At 77.9% G+C, this 2547-nt stretch carries 2 protein-coding genes and 1 pseudogene; all 3 read right to left on the bottom strand.

The annotated features are described in order from the left end of the window. Window positions 1-693, bottom strand: a pseudogene (locus tag PAI11_RS11040) (hypothetical protein); the annotation flags it as partial. Further along, window positions 690-1754, bottom strand: coding sequence for an AAA family ATPase (locus PAI11_RS11035; protein WP_081488373.1), 1065 nt, complete (start codon window positions 1752-1754; stop codon window positions 690-692). The pseudogene PAI11_RS11040 and the gene PAI11_RS11035, both read right to left, overlap by 4 nt. Before the next feature lie 192 nt (window positions 1755-1946). Continuing rightward, on the bottom strand, window positions 1947-2547 hold a 601-nt coding region (locus PAI11_RS27125), incomplete at its 5' end, for a hypothetical protein (protein WP_040599907.1).

Below are 2547 nucleotides of genomic sequence, written 5' to 3'. Positions count from 1 at the left end.
CGCGGTGTCGACGACCACCAGCGGCAGGTCGCTCGGCGCGGCGCCCAGCCGGCGCTCGTGGAGCTCGCCGCCGCGCGCCAGCGATCGCCAGTGGACCCGGGCGATCGGCGTCCCGGGCACGTAGGGCCGCAGGCCGTCGGGCTCGACGTCGCGACCGGCCGCCCGCGCCGCCGCGTGGCGCTCGCCGACCGCCGTCGGCAGCGGCAGGACGGTGACCGGCTGCGGCTCCCCGACCGCGATCCGCCACGCCACGATCCCGAGCGGATCGCGGATCCGCAGCAGCGAGGGCGCGACCGCGAACGTCCCCCGGCGCTCGATCGCGACGTCGACGGCGCGGCCCGCGGCCGGCACCCCGACCCAGCGGCCGCCGCCGTCGAGCAGCTCCAGGTCGACGGCTGCCCCGGGCGAGCGGAGCACCTCGATCACGATTCGCAGCGACTCTCCCTCGCGCAGCTCGGTGGTCGCGATCCGGCGCGCGACCCGAATCCGCCGGACGCCGAGCCCGACCACCAGCGCGCCGCCGACGACCGCCGCCAGGGCCGCCGAGCCGACCGCGAACAGCGCCGCCGATCCCAGCAGCCCGGCGAGCGCGAACGCCCCCAGGCCGCCCGCCAGCAGCCCCAGCGCGCGCCATGGCGGAGCGCGGCGCGAACGACGACGCCCGGTCGCCGCCGGTGCCGCCGCCGGACTCATCTCGCCGGGGTCGCGGCGAGCGCGTCGGCGACGACCTGGGCGACCACGTCGGGGTCGCCGGTCGCGGTCTGCACGCGGTGGGTCAGGACCGCCGGGGCCAGCGTCTGGACGTCGTCGGGGAGCACGAAGTCGCGCCCGGAGATCGCCGCCCGGGCTCGCGCCGCCGCCAGCAGCAGCAGGCCGGCGCGGGGGCTCGCCCCGACCGTCGCCAGCGGATGGTCGCGCGTCGCCCGCAGCAGGCTCAGCAGGTAGCGCAGCAGCAGGTCGCTGGCGTGGACCGCGGCGACGGCGGCCTGGGCGCGCTCGACGTCGCCCCCCGCGGCGACCGCGACGACGTCGCCGGAGGCCTCGCCCCGCAGCAGCGACAGCTCGGCATCGGCCTCGGGATAGCCGAGCGAGACCCGCGCCAGGAACCGATCGAGCTGCGCCGGAGGCAGTGGGTAGGTGCCGTCGAAGCCGGCCGTCGGGTTCTGCGTCGCCACGACCAGGAACGGCGCGGCGATCGGGTGCACGACGCCGTCGACGGTCGCCTGCCGCTCCTGCATCGCCTCGAGCAGCCCCGACTGGGTCTTCGGGGTCGCGCGGTTGATCTCGTCGACGAGCAGGACGTTGGTGAAGACCGGCCCGGGGCGGAACTCGAAGGTCCCGCTGTCGGCCCGCCAGACGCTGGCGCCGATCACGTCGCCCGGCAGCAGGTCGACGGTCGCCTGGACCCGCGCGAACGACCCGCCGATCGCCCGCGCCAGGCTCTGCGCCAGCCGCGTCTTGCCGACGCCGGGGTGATCCTCGATCAGCAGGTGGCCGCCGGCCAGCAGCGTCGCCAGGACCACGTCGAGGGTCTCGTCGCCGATCCGCATCCCGCGCCGGACGCTCTGTCGCAGCCGATCGGCGAGCGCGGCGACGTCGTCGAGCGTCGCGGGTGGCCCGCTCGGAGCCGGGACCGGCGTCAGGGCGGCGATCGGCGCGCCGTCGCGGGCCCGCCGCGGCAGCGGGCGGGCGTCCTCGTCCGGACGGGTCTCCCCGTCAGGGCGTGGGGATCGACCGGCTGAGTCCGTGCTCATCGTGCAGGCCCTTCGCGCGCGGCCCGATCGCGCGCCGGCGGTGGCGGGGCGATCGGCTCGGCAGGCAGGGCAGCGATGCCATCAGACGCAGGTCAAGGCTTCCTCTGTCCCACCATCGCACGCCATAAGTATGGTCCTGCGCGCCTGCCGGCGCCAGGGCTCGCCGATCAGGACGCCGGCGCGGGATCGGGGTCAACCGGCCAGGTCGCGCAGCTCGATCGCGCCGTCGTCCCGCGTCCACCAGCGCAGCCGCAGGTCGCCGTCCTCGCCGAGCGCGCACGACCAGCCCGTCGCGCCGTCGTCCGCGCGTCGCTCCGGGGCGCCCTCGCGGCCGAGCTCGGGGCGGACGTCGAGGTCGTCGGCCTCGCCCAGCTTGCCGGACGCGATCCGGGCGGCGATCGCGGCGACCGCCGCCGCCGGCACCCGGTCCTCGTGGGCGTGCACCGCCTCGACGTAGTCGGGGCCGAGGGCGAGCGCGCCGAGCGGCCGCTGCAGCCGTCCGGCGTCGTGGTCGCGCGCCAACCAGGCGGCGACGATCTCCAGGTGGTGGGCCCGGGTCGCGTCGCGAACGACGGCGACCGGGATCGCCAGCCGCGCGAGCTGCTCGGGATCGGCCGGACGCGGTCCCCCGGCGGCCGGATCGCGGTCGCGGCGGCGGGCGCCGCCGGCGTCGGCGTCGGCGCTGTCCAGCCGCGCCTCGGCCAGCTTGCGGCGAAGGCCGTGGATCTCCTCGCGAGCGGCCTCGAGCGCCCCCAGCAGCAGCTGGCGGTCGCGGTCGGCGGCGGTCTCGGTC

The sequence above is a fragment of the Patulibacter medicamentivorans genome (genome assembly GCF_000240225.1).
In the GTDB taxonomy this organism is placed as follows: Bacteria; Actinomycetota; Thermoleophilia; order Solirubrobacterales; family Solirubrobacteraceae; genus Patulibacter; species Patulibacter medicamentivorans.
Note: the sequence above shows the minus strand (reverse complement) of the source record. Positions and strands in the feature narration are given on the sequence as shown.